General features: G+C 64.9%; 15 protein-coding genes and 1 pseudogene. 12 read left to right on the forward strand and 4 right to left on the reverse strand.

All coding sequences use genetic code 11. From position 1 onward, the window contains the following. Positions 1–52 precede the first annotated feature (52 nt). Genes TZ03_RS23190 through TZ03_RS23205 form a run of 4 tightly spaced genes read left to right on the forward strand, consistent with a single transcriptional unit; the run spans position 53 to position 5,176 of the window. Positions 53–535, forward strand: a complete 483-nt coding sequence (locus TZ03_RS23190) for a formate dehydrogenase subunit gamma (protein ID WP_051100739.1) — start codon at positions 53–55, stop codon at positions 533–535. Next, positions 529–2,088: a formate dehydrogenase beta subunit gene (locus TZ03_RS23195; protein ID WP_051100692.1), complete on the forward strand. Its 1,560-nt coding sequence runs from the start codon at positions 529–531 to the stop codon at positions 2,086–2,088. The genes TZ03_RS23190 and TZ03_RS23195 overlap by 7 nt, the downstream gene beginning before the upstream one ends. Further along, on the forward strand, positions 2,085–4,976 hold the full coding sequence (gene fdhF / locus TZ03_RS23200) for a formate dehydrogenase subunit alpha (RefSeq protein ID WP_051100693.1): 2,892 nt from the start codon (positions 2,085–2,087) through the stop codon (positions 4,974–4,976). The genes TZ03_RS23195 and fdhF overlap by 4 nt, the downstream gene beginning before the upstream one ends. Next, positions 4,973–5,176, forward strand: coding sequence for a formate dehydrogenase subunit delta (locus TZ03_RS23205; protein ID WP_051100694.1), 204 nt, complete (start codon positions 4,973–4,975; stop codon positions 5,174–5,176). Before fdhF ends, TZ03_RS23205 begins: the two co-directional genes overlap by 4 nt. A gap of 242 nt (positions 5,177–5,418) precedes the next feature. On the opposite strand, the gene TZ03_RS23210 is transcribed toward TZ03_RS23205, so the two are convergent. Beyond that, entirely contained in the window at positions 5,419–6,282 is an 864-nt protein-coding gene (locus tag TZ03_RS23210; protein WP_051100695.1) for a universal stress protein, read from the reverse strand. Positions 6,283–6,436: 154 nt separating this feature from the next. Here TZ03_RS23210 and TZ03_RS23215 point away from each other — a divergent pair, with 154 nt between their 5' ends. Continuing rightward, the gene (locus tag TZ03_RS23215) at positions 6,437–7,054 is read left to right on the forward strand and encodes a tRNA-(ms[2]io[6]A)-hydroxylase (protein ID WP_051100696.1); all 618 of its coding nucleotides are present in this window, start codon (positions 6,437–6,439) and stop codon (positions 7,052–7,054) included. 22 nt (positions 7,055–7,076) lie between these two features. On the opposite strand, the gene TZ03_RS23220 is transcribed toward TZ03_RS23215, so the two are convergent. Beyond that, positions 7,077–7,397 carry a DUF883 family protein gene (locus TZ03_RS23220; RefSeq protein ID WP_051100697.1) on the reverse strand — a complete coding sequence of 107 codons (321 nt, stop codon included), beginning with the start codon at positions 7,395–7,397 and terminating at the stop codon, positions 7,077–7,079. Between the two features lie 129 nt (positions 7,398–7,526). Between TZ03_RS23220 and TZ03_RS23225 the strand changes: the two genes are divergently transcribed. Then, complete coding sequence (locus tag TZ03_RS23225; RefSeq protein WP_051100698.1) at positions 7,527–7,790, forward strand: hypothetical protein; 264 nt, start codon at positions 7,527–7,529, stop codon at positions 7,788–7,790. 19 nt (positions 7,791–7,809) lie between these two features. On the opposite strand, the gene TZ03_RS23230 is transcribed toward TZ03_RS23225, so the two are convergent. Beyond that, positions 7,810–8,292 carry an LEA type 2 family protein gene (locus tag TZ03_RS23230; RefSeq protein ID WP_051100699.1) on the reverse strand — a complete coding sequence of 161 codons (483 nt, stop codon included), beginning with the start codon at positions 8,290–8,292 and terminating at the stop codon, positions 7,810–7,812. A gap of 135 nt (positions 8,293–8,427) precedes the next feature. Here TZ03_RS23230 and TZ03_RS23235 point away from each other — a divergent pair. The 3 genes and pseudogenes from TZ03_RS23235 to TZ03_RS23245 form a co-directional block, all read left to right on the forward strand. After that, a pseudogene (locus tag TZ03_RS23235) lies at positions 8,428–8,934 on the forward strand (RNA polymerase sigma factor); the annotation flags it as partial. A 4-nt stretch (positions 8,935–8,938) separates the two neighbouring features. Beyond that, on the forward strand, positions 8,939–9,811 hold the full coding sequence (locus tag TZ03_RS23240) for a FecR family protein (protein ID WP_236692886.1): 873 nt from the start codon (positions 8,939–8,941) through the stop codon (positions 9,809–9,811). 279 nt (positions 9,812–10,090) lie between these two features. Beyond that, positions 10,091–12,469, forward strand: coding sequence for a TonB-dependent siderophore receptor (locus tag TZ03_RS23245; RefSeq protein WP_051100741.1), 2,379 nt, complete (start codon positions 10,091–10,093; stop codon positions 12,467–12,469). Positions 12,470–12,643: 174 nt separating this feature from the next. Here the strand turns inward: TZ03_RS23245 and TZ03_RS23250 are convergent, their stop codons facing one another. After that, positions 12,644–13,534 (reverse strand): LysR family transcriptional regulator, encoded by an 891-nt coding sequence (locus tag TZ03_RS23250; RefSeq protein ID WP_051100701.1) that lies wholly within the window; start codon positions 13,532–13,534, stop codon positions 12,644–12,646. A gap of 102 nt (positions 13,535–13,636) precedes the next feature. Here TZ03_RS23250 and TZ03_RS23255 point away from each other — a divergent pair, with 102 nt between their 5' ends. From TZ03_RS23255 to TZ03_RS23265, 3 genes are all read left to right on the forward strand, one after another. Continuing rightward, complete coding sequence (locus TZ03_RS23255; protein ID WP_051100702.1) at positions 13,637–14,716, forward strand: extracellular solute-binding protein; 1,080 nt, start codon at positions 13,637–13,639, stop codon at positions 14,714–14,716. A gap of 25 nt (positions 14,717–14,741) precedes the next feature. Continuing rightward, complete coding sequence (speB, locus tag TZ03_RS23260) at positions 14,742–15,707, forward strand: agmatinase (protein ID WP_051100703.1); 966 nt, start codon at positions 14,742–14,744, stop codon at positions 15,705–15,707. Positions 15,708–15,880: 173 nt separating this feature from the next. Beyond that, positions 15,881–16,198: a hypothetical protein gene (locus TZ03_RS23265; RefSeq protein ID WP_051100704.1), complete on the forward strand. Its 318-nt coding sequence runs from the start codon at positions 15,881–15,883 to the stop codon at positions 16,196–16,198. Positions 16,199–16,223: the final 25 nt, after the last annotated feature.

The raw sequence follows: 16,223 nt of genomic DNA on the forward strand, positions 1-16,223 counted from the left end.
TACCTGCCCTCATCACGACAAAGGCGGGGTCCGTGATGCCGAGGTCCGCTGTATGCCTGATGAACTGCTCCACCTGCCCATGATCCAGCGTATCCTGGCCCGCGACAAGGATACTCCCGGCGCCCTGTTGCCGATCCTGCATGCCATCCAGCACGACATCGGTTATATCCCCGATGCCGCCGTCCCCGAAATCGCCCATGCCCTGAACCTGAGCCTGGCGGAGGTGCGCGGGGTGATCAGTTTCTACCACGATTTCCGCACCTCGCCGCCAGCGCGCCACACCCTGCGCCTGTGCCGCGCCGAATCGTGTCAGAGTCGTGGTGCCGAGGCCCTGGCCGCGCAACTGCGCGAACAGCTGGCGCTGGACGACCACGGCACCAGCGCCGACGGCGCCATCAGCCTGCGCCCGGTGTATTGCCTGGGCGCCTGTGCCTGCTCGCCGGCGTTGGAGCTGGATGGCCAAGTGCATGCGCGCCTCACCCCTGAACGCCTGCGCACGTTGGTGAACGGTTGTCGGGAGGATGCAGCATGCTGAAGGTATACATCTCCTGCGATTCGGTGGCCCGTGCCGTTGGTGCCGACCAGGTCGCCGATGCCTTGCAGCGCGAGGCCGAGCGCCGCCAGCTGCCGCTGGAAATCCAGCGCACCAGCTCACGCGGGCTCTACTGGCTGGAGCCGCTGCTGGAGTGCGACAGCGCGCAAGGGCGCCTAGGCTTCGGCCCGGTCACCCTGGAAGACGTGCCGTCATTGCTCGATACCCTGACCGGTGCGCCGGGTGGCCACTCGCTGGCACTGGGGCCGGTCGAACAAATCCCATATCTGAAGTCCCAGCAGCGCCTGTTGTTCGCCCGTGCCGGCATCATCCGCCCGCTGTCGCTGGACGACTACCGTGCCCACGGTGGTTTCGCCGGCCTGGAAGCTGCCGTAGCCCTGGGCGGTGCCGAAGTGGTCGCCGCGGTGCTCGATTCCGGCCTGCGCGGCCGTGGCGGCGCGGCATTTCCGGCGGGCATCAAATGGCGCACTGTTCGTGAGGCAGGGGCAGGGCAGAAGTACATGGTGTGCAATGCCGACGAGGGCGACTCCGGCACTTTTGCCGACCGCATGCTGATGGAGGGCGACCCCTTCCTGCTGATCGAAGGCATGATCATTGCCGGCCTCGCCGTGGGTGCCGACAAGGGCTACATCTATGTGCGCTCGGAATACCCCGACGCCATCCGCGTGCTCGACCAGGCGTTTGCCATCGCCCGTGATGCCGGCTATCTCGGCACCGACGTGGCCGGTAGCGGCCAGGCCTTCGACCTGGAGGTGCGGGTCGGCGCCGGCGCCTATATCTGCGGCGAAGAAACCGCCCTGCTCGAATCCATCGAAGGCAAGCGCGGCATCGTCCGCGCCAAGCCGCCACTGCCTGCGCTGCAGGGGCTGTTCGGCCTGCCGACGCTGGTGCACAACGTGCTCACCCTGGCCTCAGTGCCGGTCATCCTGGCCAAGGGCGCCGCGTTCTACCGTGATTTCGGCATGGGCCGTTCGCTGGGCACCATGCCGTTCCAGCTGGCCGGCAACATCCGTCGGGGCGGCCTGGTGGAGCGCGCGTTTGGCCTGACCCTGCGCGAGCTGGTGGAAGATTATGGCGGCGGCACGGCCAGTGGCCGGCCGCTGAAGGCCGCGCAGGTAGGTGGCCCGCTCGGTGCCTGGGTGCCGCCCAGTCACTTCGATACGCCGCTGGACTATGAAGCCTTCGCCGCCATGGGCGCGATGCTTGGCCATGGTGGTGTGGTGGTGGCCGACGATACCCTGAACATGGCCAGCATGGCGCGCTTTGCCCTGCAGTTCTGTGCCGAGGAATCCTGTGGCAAGTGCACCCCGTGCCGCATCGGTTCGACCCGTGGCATGGAAGTGGTCGACCGGCTGATCGCGACGAGTGATTTCACCGAGCGCCATGACCAGGCCCTGTTGCTGCGCGACCTGTGCGACACCATGCAATACGGCTCGCTGTGCGCCATGGGCGGCATGACCGCCTATCCGGTGGCCAGCGCGCTCAAGTACTTCCCCGCCGACTTCGGCCTGACCCAAACGGAGGCCGCGCAGTGATCAATTACTTCGACCCCGCTTCTGATAAAAGCAGCGACCTGGGCACCCCGGCCCGCGACAGCGAGGTGCAGGTCAGCCTGAGCATCGACGGCCGTGCCATCAGCGTGCCCGCTGGTACCTCGGTGATGCGTGCCGCAGCCATGCTCGGTACCAACATCCCCAAGTTGTGCGCCACCGACAGCCTCGAAGCGTTTGGCTCATGCCGCATGTGCATGGTGGAAATCGAAGGCATGCGTGGCTACCCGGCCTCCTGCACCACGCCGGTCAGCGAAGGCATGGTGGTGCGCACCGAAACCCCGCGCCTGGCCGGCCTGCGCCGCAACGTGATGGAGCTGTACATCTCCGACCACCCGCTGGACTGCCTGACCTGCTCGGCCAACGGCAACTGCGAGCTGCAGAGCGTGGCTGGCCAGGTGGGCCTGCGCGAGGTGCGCTACGGCTATGACGGCGCCAACCACCTGGCCGAGAAAAAGGACGTATCCAACCCGTATTTCGACTACGAGCCGAGCAAGTGCATCGTCTGCAGCCGCTGCGTGCGCGCCTGCGAGGACATCCAGGGCACCTTCGCCCTGACCATCACCGGGCGCGGCTTCGAATCGCGGGTGGCGGCAGCGGGCGGCGACAACTTCCTCGCTTCCGAGTGCGTGTCGTGCGGCGCCTGCGTGCAGGCCTGCCCGACCGCGACGCTGACGGAAAAGAGCCTGGTGCAGCTTGGCCAGCCCGAGCGCGCGGTCATCACCACCTGCGCCTACTGTGGGGTCGGCTGCTCGTTCCGTGCCGAAATGAAGGGTGACCAGTTGGTGCGCATGGTCCCGGACAAGAATGGCGGCGCCAACCACGGCCACGCCTGCGTCAAGGGCCGCTTCGCCTGGGGCTACGCCACCCACCCGGACCGCATCACCAAGCCGATGATCCGCAAGCGCCTGCAAGATCCGTGGCAGGAAGTGAGCTGGGACGAGGCGGTAACCTATGCCGCCAGCGAGTTCCGCCGCATCCAGCTCAAGTACGGGCGCGACTCCATCGGCGGCATCACCTCCAGCCGCTGCACCAACGAAGAAGCCTACCTGGTGCAGAAACTGGTGCGCACGGCGTTCGGCAACAACAACGTCGATACCTGCGCGCGGGTATGCCATTCGCCCACTGGCTATGGCCTGAAGCAGACCCTGGGCGAGTCGGCCGGCACGCAGAGCTTCGATTCGGTGATGCAGGCCGACGTGGTGCTGGTGATCGGCGCCAACCCCACCGATGCCCACCCGGTGTTCGGCTCGCAACTCAAGCGGCGCCTGCGCCAAGGCGCGCGGCTGATCGTGATCGACCCACGGCGCATTGACCTGGTCGACTCGCCCCACGCCCGCGCCGATTTGCATCTGCAACTGCGCCCAGGCACCAACGTGGCCATGCTCAACGCCCTGGCCCACGTGATCGTCACCGAAGGCCTGCTGGCCCAGCGCTTTATCGATGCCCGCTGCGAAACCGTGGACTTCAGCCATTGGCGCGACTTCGTCAGCCAGGCGCAAAACGCCCCCGAAGTGCTCGGCCCGGTCTGTGGCGTGCCCGCCGAGCAGATCCGCGCTGCTGCCCGCCTGTACGCCACCGGCGGCAACGCGGCGATCTACTACGGCCTGGGCGTGACCGAGCACAGCCAGGGCAGCACGGCGGTGATGGGCATCGCCAACCTGGCCATGGCCACCGGCAACATCGGCCGGGAAGGGGTAGGGGTGAACCCGCTGCGCGGGCAGAACAACGTGCAGGGTTCGTGCGACATGGGCTCGTTCCCTCATGAGCTGCCTGGCTACCGGCATATTTCCAACGAGGGCGTGCGCGCCGAGTTCGAGCGTGCCTGGGGGGTGACCTTGCAGCCCGACCCTGGCCTGCGCATTCCCAACATGTTCGAGGCGGCGCTGGATGGCAGCTTCAAGGCCCTGTACTGCCAGGGCGAGGACATTGCCCAGAGCGACCCCAACACCCAGCATGTGACCGCGGCCCTGCGCGCCATGGAGTGCGTGGTGGTGCAGGACATCTTCCTCAACGAGACGGCCAAGTTCGCCCATGTGTTCCTGCCCGGCAGCTCGTTCCTGGAAAAGGACGGCACCTTCACCAATGCCGAGCGGCGTATTTCGCGGGTGCGCAAGGTCATGGAACCGCTGGCCGGCAAGGCCGACTGGGAAGCCACCGTGGCCTTGGCCAACGCCCTGGGCTATCCGATGAACTACCGCCACCCCTCCGAGATCATGGACGAGATAGCCCGCCTGACGCCGACCTTCCAGCGCGTCAGCTACGCCGAGATCGACCGCCATGGCAGCCTGCAGTGGCCCTGCAACGACGCCGCGCCCGACGGCACACCGACCATGCACATCGACCAGTTCGTGCGTGGCAAGGGGCGTTTCATGCTCACCGGCTACGTGCCCACCGATGAGAAGGTCAACAACCGCTACCCGCTGTTGCTGACTACCGGGCGCATCCTCAGCCAGTACAACGTCGGCGCCCAGACCCGGCGCACTGGCAACGTGGCCTGGCATGATGCCGACCGCCTGGAAATTCACCCGACCGACGCCGAAAGCCGCGGTATTCACGACGGTGACTGGGTCGGCATCGGCAGCCGCGCCGGGCAGACCGTGCTGCGGGCCAAGGTCAGTGCGCGGGTGGCGCCGGGGGTGGTGTACACCACCTTCCACTTCCCTGAGTCGGGGGCTAACGTGATCACCACTGACAACTCCGACTGGGCCACCAACTGCCCTGAGTACAAGGTGACGGCGGTGGAGGTGGTGAAGGTGTTCCAGCCGTCGCAATGGCAGAAGCGTTATCAGGACTTCAGCGATGAACAGCGGCGTTTGCTGAAGGAACGTCGCACCGCAGAGAAGGCGGAAAAAGCCGAGGTGCGCCGATGAGCAGCGCCAACCTGGTCAAGATGGCCAACCAGATTGCCCACTACTTCGACAGCGAACCGGACCGGGCGTTGGCGGTGCAAGGGATCAGGCAGCATCTGCAGAGCTTCTGGACACCGGCGATGCGCCGGCAGTTGGCGGAATGGGTCGAGGCCAATGCCGGCGAGGGGCTGGACCCGAAGGTGCGGGAGGCGTTGGCCTAGCTGTCGGTGTTGATTGGGGGCTGCTTCGCAGCCCTATCGCCGGCAAGCCAGCTCCCACAGGGATCGCATCAGGGCTGACAGGTGTTTGCCACACGCACTGAAGATGCTGTGGCGAGCATCTGGCAACCCTGATGCCCTTGCCAGAAACCATAGAATCTCCCACAGGTACTGCATATGACTTGAGGTCAATGCGGTTCTTGTGGGAGCTGGCTTGCCGGCGATAGGGCCCTTACAGGTTGGACTCAGCCACGGGCCAATTCGGCCTGGTGGGCGATTTCCTCTTCGCTCTTCAGCACCAGCACATCCCCTTCCAGCGAGTCCAGCACCACTTCCGAGGTATTGCCGATCAACGCCCCGGAAATCCCCGTACGGCACACGGTGCCAATCACCGTCACCACGGCATCGAGCAGCTTCTCGGTATGCGGGATCAGCACGTCCGCTGGCCCTTCGGCCACATGCAAGCGGTCTTCGCTGATGTCGTACTCCGCCTGGAACGCCTTGCAGGCCTCGCGATAACGCTTTTCGATGGTCTCGCTCAGCTGGTACACCGGGTCCGACGCCGACAGCATCGGCGATGGATGGGCACTGATGACGTGCAACTCGCCCTTGGCCAGCCCGGCAATGGCATAGCCGTGGTCGATGATGCTCGCATGCAGGCGGCGGTGGTCCTCGTCTTGGTTGCCCACGTCCACCGCGGCCAGGATATTGCCCCCGGTCCACGGCCGCTCGCTCTTGACCATCAGCACGGCGCAAGGGCACTGGCGTAGCAGTTTCCAGTCGCTGGGGGTGAGCAGGGCTTTTTTCAGCGGGTTGTCCGGGCGGTGTTCCTTGATCACCAGCTCACAGCCCTCGGCCTGCTGCACGCAGATGATGGTGTCGTGCAGGTTGTCGTGCCAGGCCTCCTCATGGGTGACGTTATCGTACCCGTCATCGTGCAGTTGGCTGCTCAGCAGGCTCAGTAGGGCGCTGTGGTCATGCTGCTTGTCGCACATCAGCAGGTGCAGGCGGGCCCCGGTCACACCGGCGATCAGCTTGGCCCGGGTCAGTGCCCGGCTATGGGCGTGCGCGGGGTCGAGCACGACGAGGATGCTGCGTACGGCTTGCATGGGCGTGAACTCCCTTCAAAGGTGGCGGCCAATGCCTGACTATAGTCGGCGTTTCCCCCGCTGGCGCTTGATGTACATCAAGCATAGTCACTGGCGCCGCCCGCCGCCGCCGGTATAATCGCCGGCCCTGCCTGTCCTGTGTGGTTGCACGCTTATGTCCCTGATCCCCGAAATCGACGCCTTTCTTGGTTGCCCGACGCCAGACGCCTGGATCGAGGCGGCGCTCGCCGACCAGGAAACCCTGCTGATCGACCACAAGAACTGCGAATTCAAGGCCGCCAGCACCGCCTTGAGCCTGATCGCCAAGTACAACACCCACCTCGACCTGATCAACATGATGTCGCGCCTGGCCCGTGAGGAGCTGGTGCACCACGAGCAGGTGCTGCGCCTGATGAAGCGCCGTGGCGTGCCATTGCGCCCGGTGTCGGCGGGGCGCTATGCGTCGGGGCTGCGGCGCCTGGTGCGCGCCCACGAGCCGGTCAAGCTGGTGGATACGCTGGTGGTGGGGGCATTCATCGAAGCACGCAGCTGCGAGCGCTTTGCCGCACTGGTGCCGCACCTGGATGAGGAACTGGGCCGCTTCTACCATGGCCTGCTGAAGAGTGAAGCGCGCCACTATCAGGGTTACCTGAAACTGGCGCACAACTACGGCGATGAGGCGGACATCGCCCGCCGGGTGGAACTGGTGCGCGCAGCGGAAGTGGAGCTGATCCAGACGCCGGACCAGGAACTGCGCTTCCACAGCGGTATCCCGCTGGCGCAGGCCGCCTGATTCGCACCAGGCGGCCCAAGGTTCAGTTGCGTCGTCCCAGCAACAGGCCTACCACCAGCCCCAGGCCTGCGGAAATGGCCACGGTTTGCCACGGGTGACCACCGATGTAGTCTTGGGTGGCCTCCACCACCGGTTGCGCCTTGCTGCGCACGTTGCTGGCTGCCTCGCGCGCCTGGCGTAGCTTCAGGCTGACTTGGGCGCGCAGGGTTTCTGCCTCGTCGCCCACCAGGGCGGCGCTGTCGTTGAGCAGCTTTTCCGATTCTTCGATCAGCGCTTGCAGTTCGCTGAATACCTGGTCCTTGATCTGATCGCTGTCGGCCAGTGTGGCGTTTTTCCGGGCCATGAACTCGTCCTCGTCGATGGGGTGGTTTGAACAATGGATGCTGCCGCGTCGGGAAAGTTGCGCTGGCTTTCCGATGTAGCGTTGCCTGGGTGTAAGATAGCGGCCATTTTCAAACCTGCAGGTACCTTCATGAGTTTCAATCTGGCCAACATGAGCTTCGAGGAACGGGCGCAGATCGAGGCAGAGAAGGCCCGGCTGTTCGAGATGTGGCAGAACAACCTGGGCAAGGCCAAGGGCGAAGCGGCCCGGCTGATCGCCGAAAAGCCACGGCGCAAGGGCAAATGGGCCGAGTGGGTGCGGGCCGAACTGGACGGCATGACGCCACCCGAATATGCCAGCATGGTGCGCAGTGAAGTCAACAAACTGATGGCCGCGGCCAGCACCAACCGCTGATCATGGCGCAAGCGGGCGCTTACCAGTTGCCGCCCTTGGGCAGGTCGAGCTTGCCCTCGTCGGCAAAGCGCACGGTCCCCAGCGGCCCGCCCGCCAGCTTGCCGCGCAGCTTGTAGGGTAACCCCTGCAGCGAATCCAGCTTGCCCAGCCCATAAGCCTGGCGCAGGAAGGAAAACGCCGTGATGCTCACCGGTACCACGATCACCGCTTCGTCATAACGGCCAATGTGCCCCTGCTGGTCGCTGACCCCGGCGGCCAGCGGCTGGCCGTTCACTTCCAGGTTGAGGGCGATGCCGTTGTAGTCGAGCGGCGCCTCGTTGGGGTTTTGCACCCGTATCTTCACCGCCATGCGCAGTTCCAGTTCCTGTCCGGGCAGCGGCTCGATGCCGATCACGCTGATATTCAGCGGGTCGCGTGCCTGGAACAATGCGCAGGCGCTTAGCCCACAGGCCAGCAGCAGGGCCAGGAACAGGCGGGTGTAGCGGTGCAGACGGGCAGTCATGGGGTGCGACCTTGCCAGAGTGAGCGAACCGGCAGTGTGGCAAATGCGCGTTGACGTTGAAAGTATCCATTCATATGAAAGATACTGTTTCTCATTAACGCCCGATAACTACTCTTACTGGCTATTCCCCATCCCATGCTGACGTCACCCGTGTCGGGCTTGCTGGCGAGTTTCCAGGAGCACTACGACGACCTGCTGCAGTTCCTCACCCGCCGCATGAGCGACCGCCAGCGTGCTGCCGACGTGGCGCAGGAAACCTACCTGAAGCTGGTGAAAATCGATGAGCAGGCGGTGCCGGTGCTGCACGCGCGCAGTTTCATCTTCCGCGTGGCCGGCAACCTGGCGATCGATGCCTTGCGCCGCGAGCAGCGCATCGCCGCCAGCCATGACGACAGCGACGGGGCCGGCGAGGTGGCCTGCCCGGCGCCGGCGCCCGAGGCGGCGTTGCTGGCCCGGGAGCGCCTGCAGATCCTCGATGAAGCGCTGTCGCAGTTGTCCGACAATGCCCGTCAGGCGCTGTTGCTGAACCGCGTCGAAGGCTTGACTCAGGCGCAGATCGCACAACGGCTGGGCGTTTCCGAGAGTATGGTGGCAAAATACATCGGCCAGGCCCTGCGCCATTGCCGTGACTGGCTCAAACACAACCATGACTGACCTGTGCGCCATGCCTGCTGCCCAACCCATCAGCGACCTTTCCGACGATGCCCTCGACTGGCAGGTGCTGTTGCATTCGGGCAACGCCAGCACCGCGGACCAGGCGCGTTACCGGCGCTGGTGCGCGCTGAGCCCGGCCCATGCCGAGGCGGCGCGCGAGGCCGAGGCGCTGTGGCTGGACATCGGCCATACCCCAACCGCCCAGGCAACTGCGGCAGTGCCTGCCCGGCGCAAGCGCCACTGGGCCGCGGGCGTGGCCGCCTCGCTGGTGTTGCTGGCCGCCGCGGTGGCCGGCTGGCAGCAGGCGCCGGTGCTGCTGGCGGACTACCACACCGGGTTGGGCGAGCGGCAGGTGATCACCCTGGCCGATGGCACGCGGGTGACGCTGAACAGCGCCAGTGCCTTGAGTGTGGCGTTCAGCGAGCGTGAGCGCCGGGTCGTGCTGGATGCCGGCGAGGCGCTGTTCGAGACCACGGACGAGCCACGGCCCTTTGTGGTCGATACGGCCGGCGGGTCGGTGCAGGGCAGTGCCGCGACCTTCAGCGTGCGCCGCGATGGGCGCGTGGTATTGGCCCGCGGCGAAGCCAAAGTCGGCGAACAGCAATTGACGGTGGCGCCCGATGCCGGCGCCCAGACTGCCTGGCAGCGCGGCAAGTTGATCTTCAACGGCAAGCCGCTGGGGCAGGTGCTGGCAGAGCTCGAACGTTACCGGCACGGGCGTATCGTGCTGTCCGACAGCAAGCTGGCGGCGATGGAAGTCAGCGGCGTGTTCGACCTCGATGAGCCTGAAGCGTTGCTGCGCACGCTTGAGCAGCGCTATGGCCTGAAGGTTACCTACCTGCCGTGGCTGGCTGTGGTGTATTGAGTTAGCTGTACTGGCCTCTTCGCGGGTAAACCCGCTCCCACAGCTACACCACACCTTGAGTTCTGTGTAGTTTCTGTGGGAGCGGGTTTACCCGCGAAGAGGCCGGTACAGGAAAAATGAAAATATTTTCCATTTGGCACTGCAAGTTCCTGCAAGCCAGATCGTCGTAGTGGGACTGATCAGCAACCCATTCTCATTTACGACTTGTCTGGAAGCTCATACGTGCCTCTGAAGCTCAAGCCTTTGCACCGCCGCTGCGGTCCTCTTCACCATGCCCTGATGTCCTGCAGTGCCCTCGCCATGCTGGCCGGCCCGCTGCAGGCATGGGCCTCGACCGCTGCCGAACAGGCTCAGGTTCAGGCCCGCCAGGTACAACTCGACCTGCCGGCCCAGCCCCTGGACCAGGCCCTGACCGCATTCGCCGACCAGGCGGGCTTGCACCTGCTGTACACCACCAGCGATGTCGCCGGCCAGGCCAGCCAGGCCTTGCACGGCAGCTACAGCGTCGAACAGGCCCTGCAACAGTTGCTGGCTGGCAGCGGCATGAGCTGGCACTTCAGCGACGCCCGGACAGTGACATTGCGCAAGGCCGAGGCGGCGCCGCAGGCGGTCAACCTCAAGCCGATCGAGGTCAGCGTGGCCTCGCGGACCAGCACCGCGATCAGTGAAATCCCCGGCACCGTCTGGGTGGTCGACCAGCAGCAGCTGCGTGAGCAGATCGACAGCGGCGTCAGCCTGAAGGAAGCCATTGGCAAACTGGTGCCAGGCCTCGACCTGGCACCTGAAGGGCGTACCAACTACGGCCAGAACATGCGTGGGCGCAACGTGCTGGTGATGATCGACGGGGTCAGCCAGAACAGCTCGCGTGGCCTGTCGCGGCAGTTCGACAGCATTTCGCCGTTCAACGTCGAACGTGTCGAAGTGTTGTCCGGCGCCAGTGCCATCTACGGCGGCGGCGCCACTGGCGGTATCATCAATATCGTGACCAAGAAGGGCGAACCCGGCCCGGCGCGTTTCGAGACCCAGCTGGGTGCCAGCAGCGGCTTCAACAACAGCGACGACCTGGCCACCCGTATCGCCCAGTCGATCAGCGGCGGCAACGAGCGGGTCAACGCCCGCCTGGGCATCTCCGGCGAGCAGAACGAAGCCTTTTACGATGGCGCTGGCGACCAGATCTTCATCGACAACACCCAGACCGACCTGCAGTACAACCGCACCATCGACGTGCTCGGTACCTTGGGGTTGCAGTTCAACGACGAGCAGAGCCTCGACCTGCTGGCCCAGTACTACGATTCGGGCAACCATGGCAGCACTGGCATCTACTTTCCCCACCTGAACTACAACGCCCCGTCCGACCTGGAAGATGCCGAGCTGCGCAGCGGCTACTCGTCGGACCTGGAGCCGCGTACCCGGCGCCTGCTGCTCAACGCCAACTACCACCACACCGACGTGCTGGGCCAGGACTTCTACCTGCAGGCCTCGTACCGCAAGGAAGACGACAACTTCTACCCATTCCCGTACTACAACCGCGCCACGCCTACCGGTTCGCGCGGGGTGTACTTCGCCGCCTCGCAGCAGAACTTCGAGGTCACCAGCCTCAAGGGCCTGTTCGCCAAGCAGTGGGACACGCTGAAGTTGACCTACGGGGTTGACCTGGACCGCGAGCGCTTCAATGCCGAGCAGACCACCTTCAACGCTCTGGCGTCCTCCGAATCGGGTGGCCTGGAGATGGAGAAGGACAGCAAGGCCCCGCGCTACCCCAGCTACCGGGTCGATGGCGTGTCGGTGTATGCCCAATTGGATTGGCATGCCACCGATAACCTGACCTTCTCCGGCGGCGCCCGGCGCCAGCAGATGGACGTCGACGTCAGCGACTTCAAGGGCGTGCCGGGCGGCAGCAACGACTACCAGGTCAACCTGTTCAACGTTGGCGCCATCTACGACTTCAAGAATGGCCACCAAGTGTGGACCAACTATGGCGAAGGCTTCGACCTGCCGGACCCGGCCAAGTACTACGGCAAGCCGGGCCTGAGCGTGGCCGATAACCCGCTGGCCGGCATCAAGAGCCGCCAGGTGGAACTGGGCTGGCGCTATGCCGACCTGGACTGGGATGCCCAGGCGGCGCTGTACTACATCTGGTCGGACAAGATCATCAATGTCGATTCGCAAACCTTGAACATCGACGTGGAAGAGCAGAAGAGCCGTGACTTCGGTTTTGAAGGCGCACTGACCCGGCACTTCCAGACGGGTTGGGAGGCGGGAGGAACCCTGCACCTGACCCGCTCCGAGGAAGAAGACGTCGATGGTGGCTGGATCAAGCGCGATGCCCGCTACGCCTCGCTGTCCAAGGCTACCGCGTTCGTCGGCTGGAAGGGCGATGGCCGCAGCGCACGGCTGCAGGCCAACCATGCATTCAGCCTGAAGGACGATGCCGACCACGAAATCGACGGCTACACCACCTTCGACCTGCTGGCCAGCCAGGACACCGGCTTCGGTACCTTCAGCGCCGGCATCCAGAACCTGCTGGACAAGCAGTACAGCACGGTCTGGGGGCAGCGCGCGACGCTGTTCTATTCGCCGACCTACGGGCCGGCATACCTGTATGACTACCAGGGGCGCGGGCGCACCTACAGCTTGACCTGGAGCCTGGCTTACTGACCCTGATCCAAAGGGTTGGATTGGCCTCCTGTAGGAGCGGCCTTGTGTCGCGAAAGGGCCGCAAAGCGGCCCCAGCAATATGTGCTGCGGAGCTGAAATCCTGGGGGCGCTGCGCACCCCTTTCGCGACACAAGGCCGCTCCTACAGGGGCCGTGCATGCCTCAGGGTTGTTGTTCAGGCAAACGCCGCCAGCAAATCCTGCGCAAACGCCTGCTGTGCCTCACCGACTATCTGCGCCCGGTGCCTGGCCAGGGTAAACGGCACGACAAAATCCAGTCCCGGATCCAGCGCCCACAACAGCCCCTCAGTCTCCCACCCCTGCGCGCAATGGCACGGCAGATAACCGATATGCCGCCCCGACAGAATGAATGCCAGCACGCTCTCGATCTGTTCCGCCACCGCCATGCTGCGCTGGCTCTGGAACGGTTCACCGCCTTTGAGAAACCGGTAGGGGTGACGCACTTGGTCCATGTCGAGCAACTGCTCCCGCTCGACGCCGGATGTGCCGAACAGAATATGCCCCTTGCCGCAATACAGCCGCTGCCGCTCCTCGAACAACGGCCGGTAATCAAACGCTGCCTGATTACCGGAGAAGTAGCTGATGGCGTAGTCCAGCTTCTGCTCCAGCAACTGCCGCTCCAGCTCCGCTGGCGGCGCACTGATCAGTTCCAGCTGCACCGACTCTTCTCGCGTGCGAAACGCCGCAATGGCCGTCGCCAGCTTCAGGCTCACCGCCTTGTCCTGGTTTTCTGCCATGCCGATACGCACGCTCCCCAACAGCCGCCCGCCAACTCCATTGGCCTGCTGGCGAAACTGCTCGATGTTCAGCAGCAGCCCACGGGCTGCGTCCAGTAGCAACGCGCCTTTTTCCGTCAGGTGGAAGCCGCCCTTGCCGCGGCTGCACAGGCGGTAGCCCAGGCGTGTTTCCAACTGCGCCATGCGCTGGCTGATGGTGGGCTGGCTCAGGCCCAGTACGCCCTGGGCGGCGCTGAAACCACCGGCCTCGACTACAGTGACGAACAGCCGCAGCAGGTGCAGGTCGGGGTCGTGCACTTGTCCGAGCATCACATTGCTCCTGAAGAATGTCAGCTTTGCAAACTTGCCATTCCTGCAATGTAACCCGGCTGGCATCCTCGCGGCATCCACCCATTTGCCGAGGTGTCCGCCATGCGTCGATCATTGTGCCTGCTGTCCCTGGTCCTGGCCTTGCCACTGCAGGCTGAAGAAAAGGTCGTCAACCTTTACAGCTGGGCGGACTACGTCGCCCCGCAAACCCTCCAGCGCTTCGAACGGGAGACGGGCTACAAGGTGCGCTACGACACCTTCGACACCACCGAAGTGCTGGAAACCAAGCTGCTGACCGGTGGCAGTGGCTACGACGTGGTGGTGCCATCGTCGACCGTGCTGGCCCGGGCGCTCAAGGCCAATGCCCTGCAGCCGCTGGATGCCCAGGCCATGCCCGGCTACGCCAACCTCGACAAGGACCTGCTGGCCAAGTTGGCCGAGGCTGACCCCGGCAACCGCTACGCTGTGCCGTACACCTGGGGCACCCTGGGCCTGGGGGTGAATGTGGAGGCGGTGCGCCAGCGCCTGGGTGATGTGCCGCTGGACAGCCTCGACCTGCTGTTCAAGCCTGAGTATGCCAGCCGCCTGAAGGACTGCGGCATCGCCATGCCCGACTCGCCGCAGGAGGTGATCGGCGTGGCCCTGAACTACCTGGGCAAGGACCCTTACAGCCAGGACAAGGCCGACCTCGCCGCGGCGCAGGCCTTGCTGAGTCAGTTGCAGCCGTCGATCAGCTATGTCGCCAATGGCCGGCAGATCAACGACCTGGCCAACGGCAGCGTGTGCCTGGCGCTGACCTACAACGGCGATGCGGCGATGGCTGCCGACCAGGCGCGCCATGCCGGCAAACCGTTCAAGCTGATCTACCGCATCCCCCGTGAAGGTACGCTGGTGTGGCAGGACAACCTGGTTATTCCCAAGGACGCCCCGCATCCCGAGGCAGCGCGGGCGTTCATCGCGTTCATGCTCAAGCCCGAATCGGTGGCTGCGCTGACCAACACGCTGTTTTTCGCCAATGCCAACCAGGCGGCCACGCCGCTGGTGGACGAGGCGGTGCGAAACGACCCGGACATCTACCCGCCTGCCGAGGTGCGCCAACGCCTGTTCGCCGACCGCAGCATGGCCCTGGCCGATCTGCGCCAGCGCAACCGCCTGTGGACCGCCTTCCGCACCCGGCAGTAACCCATAACGACCAAGGAGCCCAACCGTGGAGCAAGCCGCAAGCAACGACCAGGCAATGACCCGCGACAGCCTGTATGGCACTGCCGCAGAAAGTACCTACGCCGGCATTACCAGCTTCTCTCGCCGCCGCTACAGCCGCGACTTGCGTGGGGTGGATGTGGTGGTCAGTGGTGTGCCGTTCGATACCGCCACCAGCAACCGCCCTGGCGCGCGCTTCGGCCCGCGGGCGATTCGCGCTGCCTCGGTGCAGCAGGCCTGGGCCCGGCACTGGCCGTGGGCGTTCGACCCGTTCGACCACCTGGCAGTGATCGACTATGGCGACTGCGCCTTCGACAGTGGCACGCCGCAGTCGGTGCCGGACAGCATCGAGGCCCACGCCGCGCATATCCTGGAAGCGGGTTGCGCCATGCTCACCCTGGGCGGCGATCACTTCATCAGCTATCCGCTGCTCAAGGCCCATGCCCGCCGCCATGGCCCACTGGCACTGATCCACTTCGATGCGCACAGCGACACCTGGCCGGACGAGGAGGGCAAGCGTATCGACCATGGCACCATGTTCTGGCATGCCGCACGTGAAGGCCTGGTGGACCCGGCTTGCTCGGTGCAGATCGGCCTGCGCACCACCAACGACGACAGCCAGGGTTTTGCCATCCTCGACGCCCGGCAGGTGCACCGCCAAGGTACCGAGGCGGTGATCGCGGCGATCCGCCAGCGCGTAGGTGAGCGGCCGGTGTATCTCACCTTCGATATCGACTGTCTTGACCCAGCCTATGCGCCAGGGACTGGTACGCCGGTATGTGGCGGGCTGAGCACGGTGCAGGCGCTGGAAATTCTGGGTGGGCTGCGCGGCATCAACCTGGTGGGCATGGACCTGGTGGAAGTGGCGCCGGCCTATGACCATGCCGATATCACCGCGTTGGCGGGGGCGACCCTGGCGATGGAGATGCTGTGCCTGTATGCGGCGCGGCACAAGGTGGACAAAGGCCAGTAGACGTTTGGCTCATTCGCGGCGGACCGCCGCGAATGGCTGCAAAGCAGCCCTCCAAGGCTCATACTGAAACATCAGGAATTATCTCCACCCGCATTCACACTTTTGCCGCGAACCCTTCGCGCCTTAGGCTATCAAACCCACCAGGCGCGGCATTTTCGTACAGGAGGTGAAGCATGACCCCGACATTGCCTATCCTGGCCCTCGGCCTGGCGTTGTGCCTGCCCGCGCAAGCTGGCCCCGAGTCACCCTTGCAACTCGCCGCTGGCAACAACAACCCCTACAACAGCCCGATCCAGCGCGCCAACCCCAACAGCCGCCAGGGCAGCATGCCGGCCACGCCCCCCGTACGCGGCCCGTCCACCGACCCTTACCAGCGTCCCCCCACCCTGGACAACCGCGGTATCGGCAACGGCGACAACCTGCGTCGCCAGCAGCAAACCCCGAACCTGGAACCCGCCCGGCCGCCGCGCGACAACCCACGCGCGCCGTGAATCCTCTTCGAAATCTCTTGTAGAA

It is taken from the genome of Pseudomonas sp. 10-1B, assembly GCF_000935045.1.
Lineage (GTDB): Bacteria > Pseudomonadota > Gammaproteobacteria > Pseudomonadales > Pseudomonadaceae > Aquipseudomonas.

Coding starts and splice junctions, on each gene's coding strand:
- TZ03_RS23190 (WP_051100739.1), top strand. CDS start 53: ATGCCTGATGAACTGCTCCACCTGCCCATGATCCAGCGTATCCTGGCC.
- TZ03_RS23195 (WP_051100692.1), top strand. CDS start 529: ATGCTGAAGGTATACATCTCCTGCGATTCGGTGGCCCGTGCCGTTGGT.
- TZ03_RS23205 (WP_051100694.1), top strand. CDS start 4,973: ATGAGCAGCGCCAACCTGGTCAAGATGGCCAACCAGATTGCCCACTAC.
- TZ03_RS23210 (WP_051100695.1), bottom strand. CDS start 6,282: ATGCAAGCCGTACGCAGCATCCTCGTCGTGCTCGACCCCGCGCACGCC.
- TZ03_RS23215 (WP_051100696.1), top strand. CDS start 6,437: ATGTCCCTGATCCCCGAAATCGACGCCTTTCTTGGTTGCCCGACGCCA.
- TZ03_RS23220 (WP_051100697.1), bottom strand. CDS start 7,397: ATGGCCCGGAAAAACGCCACACTGGCCGACAGCGATCAGATCAAGGAC.
- TZ03_RS23225 (WP_051100698.1), top strand. CDS start 7,527: ATGAGTTTCAATCTGGCCAACATGAGCTTCGAGGAACGGGCGCAGATC.
- TZ03_RS23230 (WP_051100699.1), bottom strand. CDS start 8,292: ATGACTGCCCGTCTGCACCGCTACACCCGCCTGTTCCTGGCCCTGCTG.
- TZ03_RS23240 (WP_236692886.1), top strand. CDS start 8,939: ATGACTGACCTGTGCGCCATGCCTGCTGCCCAACCCATCAGCGACCTT.
- TZ03_RS23245 (WP_051100741.1), top strand. CDS start 10,091: ATGTCCTGCAGTGCCCTCGCCATGCTGGCCGGCCCGCTGCAGGCATGG.
- TZ03_RS23250 (WP_051100701.1), bottom strand. CDS start 13,534: ATGCTCGGACAAGTGCACGACCCCGACCTGCACCTGCTGCGGCTGTTC.
- TZ03_RS23255 (WP_051100702.1), top strand. CDS start 13,637: ATGCGTCGATCATTGTGCCTGCTGTCCCTGGTCCTGGCCTTGCCACTG.
- TZ03_RS23265 (WP_051100704.1), top strand. CDS start 15,881: ATGACCCCGACATTGCCTATCCTGGCCCTCGGCCTGGCGTTGTGCCTG.